Raw genomic sequence first — 6,366 nt, 5'->3', positions numbered from 1 at the left:
CCCCTTACCAAGGGGAGGGAATATTCCTGATGTTTACTGCTTGACGACCACTTTCAGCGGCACAGGTATGTATTTTTCAACCTGCTCACCTTTCAGTACTTTAACTGCAGTTTCTACACCCAGTGCGCCAATCTGATCCGGTTGCTGGGCGATGGTCGCCGCCAGTTTGCCACGATTAACAGCGGCAATACCGTCATCCGTCCCATCAAAACCGACAATCATTACTTGCTTGCCAGATGCCTGAACCGCACGCAGCGCACCCAGCGCCATTTCATCATTCTGAGCAAACACCGCCTGCACATCAGGATTCGCCGCCAGCAGGTTTTCCATCACGTTCAAGCCTTTGGTCCGGTCGAAATCAGCAGGCTGACTGGCCAGCAGCTCCATCTGACTGCCCTTCACGGCTTTCATGAAACCTTCGCCCCGCTCGCGGGCTGCTGATGTTCCGGCAATGCCTTCCAGTTGAATGACTTTGGCCTGCTCACCCACTTTCTCCATGATGTATTTGCCTGCCATTTCACCACCGGCAACATTGTCTGAAGCAATATGACTCACCACATCGCCCCGGCTTGCACCGCGGTCAAGGGTCAGGACAGGGATCGTTGAGCGGTTCGCCATGCGAATGGCATTCGACACGGCATCAGAGTCAGTCGGGTTGATCAGAATGGCTTTTACCCCCCGAATCGTCAGATCTTCGACATTCGACAGTTCTTTACTCGGATCATTTTGCGAATCCAGCACAATCAGGTTGTAACCCAGTGATTTTGCCTTGGCTTCCGCGCCGTCTTTCATGGTCACAAAGAACGGATTGTTCAGCGTTGACACCACAATCGCCAGTGTGTCCTGCGCCTGTGCAGACACAGAAACGGTGGATGTCAGAAGTGCAGCAGAGATTAATGTTGCCAGTTTTTTCATCATGATTATCCTTCGTGTAGGGGGAGCCGGTACACGTCACCCGGCTCTCTTGTTGTCCGTAAATCCTCTGGATTTACTTGTTTTTATTGTCCACCAGCACAGCCAGCAAAATCACAACTGCTTTGGCAATCATCTGGTAGTAAGAAGACACATCGAGCAGGTTCAGGGCGTTGTTCAAAAAGCCGATAATCAGTGCACCAATCAGGGTTCCCATGATGCGGCCCTTACCGCCCATCAGGCTGGTACCGCCCAGTACCACAGCGGCAATCGCGTCCAGTTCGTAGCCCATGCCTGCAGTCGGCTGTGCTGACGACAACCGGGAAGTCACGATAATGCCCGCCAGCGCGGCCAGCAGACCACAGATGGCGTACACGCCGATTTTCACCCGATCCACATTGATACCGGACAGGCGGGTAGCTGACTCATTGCCCCCCAGCGCGTAAACATAACGGCCGAAACGGGTGTGATTGAGCAGGTACCAGGCCGCGGCGAAGACCACCACCATCAGCCACACCGGCACTGGGATCCCCAGCACATAGCCGGTACCAAACCAGGCAAAGGCATCCGCAGTCTCCGTAAACCCGGTCGAAACAGGCCGGCCATCGGTATACACCATGGTCACACCGCGCAGCAGAGTCATGGTCACCAGCGTGGCAATAAACGCCTGTACCTTGCCTTTGGCGATAATGATGCCGCTGATAGCCCCGAGCGCCGCACCGGCCAGTAAAGCAGTAGGTACCGCAATCAATACCGGCACTTCCATGGCGATCAGGCTGGCCGCAAAGGCACCACAAAGCGCGAGGACTGAACCGACACTCAGATCGATGCCCGCCGTCAGAATCACCAGCGTCATGCCGACGGCGATAATGGCGTTAACCGACGTCTGACGCAGGATATTGAGAATGTTGTCTGCTGTGAAAAAATTCGGGTTAAGAAAAGACACCACAACAATCAGAAAAATGAGCGCAATCAGTGATTTTTGTTCGATCAGCCAGGCTGTACTGAACCACTTTTTCTCACCGGACTCAGTGGATGTGGGTAAGGTCTTGGTATTCATGCCGCTTCCTCATTGATGGTTTTGCCGACAGCACAGGCCAGCAGTTTTTCCTGATCCGCATCTTTTGCATCAAACTCGCCGCAGATACGGCCTTCATGCATCACCAGAATGCGATCGCTCATGCCCAGCACTTCCGGCATGTCAGAAGACACCAGAATGATGCTCATACCATCGGCCTTGAACTGATTGATCAATTGATAAATTTCTTTCTTCGCACCAACGTCGACCCCACGAGTCGGCTCGTCCAGAATCAGAACTTTGGGTTTGGTCATCAGCCCTTTGGCTATTGCCACTTTTTGCTGATTACCGCCTGACAGGTTACCGATGATCTGATCCCGGCCCGGCGTTTTGATGTTAAACAGCCGGATAAAATCATCCACCGCCATCACTTCGTCGCTGTGGCGGATTTGCATACCCTGACTCAACTGATCCAAGGCACACAACGACATGTTTTCTTTCACCGACAGCCCCAGCACCAGACCATCGCCTTTACGGTCTTCCGAGATATAGGCAATACCGTTGAGCAGTCCATCCTGAGGACTGACCGGATTGATCGTTTTGCCGTTCAGGTTGATCACCCCGCGTTCGCTGGGCAAGGCACCGTAAATCACTTTCATCAGTTCGGTTCGGCCTGCGCCCATCAGCCCGGAAACGCCCAGAATCTCACCACGCTTCAGTGAAAAACTCACATCATGAACACCCGATCCAGTCAGACCAATCACTTCCAGACAGGTCTCGCCGTGCGTGACCGCGATGCGGGGATACTGCTCTTCCAGCTTGCGTCCGACCATCATTTCTATCAGCCTGTCTTCGGTGGTCTCCGCCACCGGGCATTCACCGATAAACTTACCGTCGCGCAGGACAGTGATGTCATCACAGATGTCAAAAATTTCTTTCAGGCGGTGCGAGATATACACGATGCCGCAACCTTGATCCCGCAGCTCGCGAATCACCTGAAACAGCGAGGCAGTTTCAGTATCCGTCAGCGCATCCGTCGGTTCATCCATGATAATGACGCTGGATTCAAACGAGATCGCCTTGGCAATTTCCACCATTTGCTGCTCACCCAGGCTCAGATCACACAGCAGGGTTTTGGCGCTGTGCTTCACATTCAGACGCGCCAGCAATTGATCCGCTTCATCGTACATCCGGCGCCATTGAATGCGGCCGAAAGGTCCGGTCGGTTCGCGCCCCAGAAAAATATTCTCGGCAATCGTCAGCTCGGGGATCAGGTTCAGTTCCTGATGGATGATGCTGATCCCTGCCTGCTGGGAATCCCGTGGCCCCTGAAAAGCTGCTGGCTGTCCCCGATAACTCATGCTGCCTGCATCTTTGAGATAAATACCGGTCAGCACTTTCATCAGGGTAGATTTCCCGGCACCGTTTTCCCCCATCAGCGCCATCACCCGTCCCGGATACACATTCAGGCTGGCTTTATCCAATGCCTTGACGCCCGGAAAGGCTTTTTCAATCTCACTCAACTGTAAAATGGCCTGCGCCATACCCCATCCTCCTCAGAACACTACGCCAGCCTGAAAAATCACATTCGCATAGGGAGTGCATTCCCCGGTCCGGATAACCGCACGGCTTTTATGCGTTCGTGCCTTAAAAGCGTCGTGAGACAGGTAAGAAACGCTAATTTCACGACCGCTGCGTATTTGCTCTTCCCGCAGCGTCTCAATCATCGCCTGATGCAGTGCCGGGCTCACCTGCCGGAATTCTTCTGCCATCACCACACCTTCAATTTGCGACTCAGACAAGAAGGTACGAACGGTTTCAATAAAACCGGGCACACCGTGAGTGAGCGCCAGATCGATCCGCTGAACCGTTTCCGGAACAGGCAGTCCTGCGTCACAAATCGTCACTTCATCGGTATGCCCTAATGTCGCCACCAGATAGGACAGTTCCGCGTGCAGTAGAGTACTTTTTTTCATTCTTCATCACCTTGGCTTGGCAATCACTGGCTTCAAGTCATGAAATAGCCGGAAAATCTTCTAACGTCGTCAAAATAGCAATTTATCTATCTCAACAAAGGCAGAAACACATTTCCGCTATCCCGTTTTTATATGATTGGCAAACACCATCGAAACGTTTCGATGAATTTTAATCAAGTTTGATTTCTTTGCAGCAGGTGAAAAGTTGAACTGTGATTGGGATCGTCAGAACTATCAGTAAGGCACACTCAAAAAGTGATCTATGTCGCGGTCAGATGGGGAATAAAGAAGCTAAGAAACAGCCAAAAGCAGAGACATCCGGTGCCTCTGCTTTTCAGGACAACTTATCTTATACGGTATCAACGAGGCATTGAGATGGCGGGCCAGTACTCTTTCGCTGGACGATTTTTGTCGCTGCGGCGGAGCGCTTTTCAACCGATCGCTGTCTCGGGATCGAGCAGGTAATACGCAGTGACGGATGTTGAGCCCAGTTCAGGATCAAGATAATTCTGCACACTTTCAATCGAATCCGCCTCCCAGATACAGCGACAACAATGATCGTCTTTATCCAGCAGCGCTGTTTGTAAACGCATGCCCGCAGGGGGTTGCCCCAGTGCCGGGCCGGCTTTTTGCGAGAATGTCTCCAGATCCGTGATCTTGTGCTCTGTAGCAATAAACATGAAAGACTCCTTATTCGTGCTACTTCTGATTATAGAAGCGGAATAAGGCGTCTTTCATTTCATTCGGAGTCATTGGTCAGATCAGGCGCTTGCCGGTAATTCCTTGCGCGCTTCGATGGCTTCAATGGTGTCGCGAAGCTTAGGAGAGATTTTGGCTTTGCTGTTGTTTTTAAAATCAAACATCACAACCTGGGCCGTGCCACGGGTCGTAATCGCGCCCATTTTCTTACTGAAAATTTCGTACTCCATGGTGAAACGGTCATCTTCAATTTTGGTGACGCGGGAGCCGACCAGCAAAGTATCAGGATACGTGACAGGCAGGCGGTAGCGGGCGCTGGTGTCACTCAGGACCGGGCCGACACCGGTGTCTTTGATATCGTCCATCAGCGCGGCTTCTTTGAAGTAATCCAGACGGGCGGTTTCAAAGTAACGAAAATAAACCACATTGTTGACGTGATTCAGGGCGTCCATCTCCCCCCAGGCGACCGGAATTTCAGTGACCACAGGGTACTGTTGAAGAATTGCGTCCATGTTGGCTCCTCAGAGGCAAAATACGTTATGTTAGAGCATTTAATCTAACCGTTTTGCAACATTACCACAACATCGAACCACAGAAATGAGAAGTAGACAATAGTGCTTGAAATGTGCACAGGTTTGGATTTTGTGCCCCGGTAACCCCCTCCTAGCCTCCCCCTTGAAAAGGGGGAGGAATCGTACTGAGTTTGCTGAAGCAGCGAATATTCACCCCTTCTAAGGAGAGCGAAAGGATCAGGCCGGAGCTGTTCAGAACGCTGTATTCGTAATCCGCAATCAGAGAAAATCCATGCCGTAGAGAATGTCACCACAATGCCGGCACCTGAACTTATACACCGCCGGGTTACCGCCTTTTTCATAGGTATCCAGGATGTCCTGCCATAAATTCGCTTTGAGCATGTGGCGGCTCAAAAAAGCCTGCAGTGCCTGTCCGCTTAAGGCTTTGAGCTCATCATGATCAGCAAAGCCATGGAATTCGCAGGCATCGCCACAATGATCAAGCCAGACTTCCTGACGCCAGGACTGATAACCAGGGGTGCGCTGGCAAACCTCTGCAATCACTTCCCGCTTCAGGCCAGCGCCGTCCAGCGGAAAATCATCAGAATACGAGGCTTTGAATTCTCTGGCTGCCGAGCCATCAGCGATGCACCAGGGGCACAGCCATTCGACATCGCGCTGGGAATAAATACTGCCGCTGTACAGATAACCACGCGCCTCGCCACAGCAATCGCACACTTTCATGCTTTTCACTACAGCACCAGTCGCCAGCGGATCGGGGTGATAGGTGAATTTCGGAAGAGTCACTATTTGTATTCCTTTGTCTTAACCGATGGCTTGTAGCCATTCTTGTCATACACAGCAAAGTGAAGAGCCACTCTGGCATCAGTCTTATGCGGCAAGATCAGGTTAAGATTTAGCGACAAAGTGAGCTTCAGGCCCTGCAAAGCGCCATTTCCGAAGCACGATCACTTTTTAAACAGGGCCGCTTTTAAACCACGCAGCAATGAAGCCCTGAGCACAAGGATGAACAAGCTTTCACCAGTTATGACAACGCTGTGCAAATTTCCGGCTCAAGACACGCGCAACGCCCTTTTTCATGCCGCTAGCCCCGGATTTTCCGGTATCCTACCCCGCTAATTAGTCACTCTATTTTGGGGCTGCAAGCCCTGCCGGCATTAAAACACTATTATGGTTTCAGACAACGCTCTACCCGGAACAGGCACTGTTCGCTTTCCAAAAGGCCGGT

At 51.8% G+C, this 6,366-nt stretch carries 7 protein-coding genes; all 7 read right to left on the bottom strand.

Annotation, left to right across the window (positions count from 1 at the left end; genetic code table 11):
* Nucleotides 1–33 precede the first annotated feature (33 nt).
* Nucleotides 34–915, bottom strand: a complete 882-nt coding sequence (gene rbsB / locus H511_RS0121350) for a ribose ABC transporter substrate-binding protein RbsB (protein ID WP_027254178.1) — start codon at nt 913–915, stop codon at nt 34–36.
* A gap of 73 nt (nt 916–988) precedes the next feature.
* Nucleotides 989–1,972 carry a ribose ABC transporter permease gene (gene rbsC, locus H511_RS0121345; RefSeq protein WP_027254177.1) on the bottom strand — a complete coding sequence of 328 codons (984 nt, stop codon included), beginning with the start codon at nt 1,970–1,972 and terminating at the stop codon, nt 989–991.
* Nucleotides 1,969–3,474: a ribose ABC transporter ATP-binding protein RbsA gene (rbsA, locus tag H511_RS0121340; RefSeq protein WP_027254176.1), complete on the bottom strand. Its 1,506-nt coding sequence runs from the start codon at nt 3,472–3,474 to the stop codon at nt 1,969–1,971. Before rbsA ends, rbsC begins: the two co-directional genes overlap by 4 nt.
* A 12-nt stretch (nt 3,475–3,486) precedes the next feature.
* A complete protein-coding gene (rbsD, locus tag H511_RS0121335; RefSeq protein ID WP_027254175.1) occupies nt 3,487–3,906 on the bottom strand; it encodes a D-ribose pyranase in 420 nt (139 codons plus the stop codon).
* A gap of 431 nt (nt 3,907–4,337) precedes the next feature.
* A complete protein-coding gene (locus H511_RS0121330) occupies nt 4,338–4,586 on the bottom strand; it encodes a hypothetical protein (RefSeq protein ID WP_027254174.1) in 249 nt (82 codons plus the stop codon).
* 81 nt (nt 4,587–4,667) lie between these two features.
* Nucleotides 4,668–5,117 (bottom strand): acyl-CoA thioesterase, encoded by a 450-nt coding sequence (locus tag H511_RS0121325; RefSeq protein ID WP_027254173.1) that lies wholly within the window; start codon nt 5,115–5,117, stop codon nt 4,668–4,670.
* Between the two features lie 279 nt (nt 5,118–5,396).
* Nucleotides 5,397–5,924: a CbrC family protein gene (locus H511_RS0121320; RefSeq protein WP_027254172.1), complete on the bottom strand. Its 528-nt coding sequence runs from the start codon at nt 5,922–5,924 to the stop codon at nt 5,397–5,399.
* Nucleotides 5,925–6,366: the final 442 nt, after the last annotated feature.

It is taken from the genome of Photobacterium halotolerans DSM 18316 (assembly GCF_000425165.1).
Classification (GTDB): Bacteria; Pseudomonadota; Gammaproteobacteria; order Enterobacterales; family Vibrionaceae; genus Photobacterium; species Photobacterium halotolerans.
The sequence above is the reverse complement of the archived record's forward strand: the minus strand, read 5'-3'. Positions and strand labels throughout refer to the sequence as shown.

Bases quoted from the DNA above. Each gene is read 5' to 3' on its own strand.
- rbsD (WP_027254175.1), bottom strand. From the start codon at position 3,906: ATGAAAAAAAGTACTCTACTGCACGCGGAACTGTCCTATCTGGTGGCG.
- rbsA (WP_027254176.1), bottom strand. From the start codon at position 3,474: ATGGCGCAGGCCATTTTACAGTTGAGTGAGATTGAAAAAGCCTTTCCG.
- H511_RS0121325 (WP_027254173.1), bottom strand. From the start codon at position 5,117: ATGGACGCAATTCTTCAACAGTACCCTGTGGTCACTGAAATTCCGGTC.
- H511_RS0121330 (WP_027254174.1), bottom strand. From the start codon at position 4,586: ATGTTTATTGCTACAGAGCACAAGATCACGGATCTGGAGACATTCTCG.
- rbsB (WP_027254178.1), bottom strand. From the start codon at position 915: ATGAAAAAACTGGCAACATTAATCTCTGCTGCACTTCTGACATCCACC.
- rbsC (WP_027254177.1), bottom strand. From the start codon at position 1,972: ATGAATACCAAGACCTTACCCACATCCACTGAGTCCGGTGAGAAAAAG.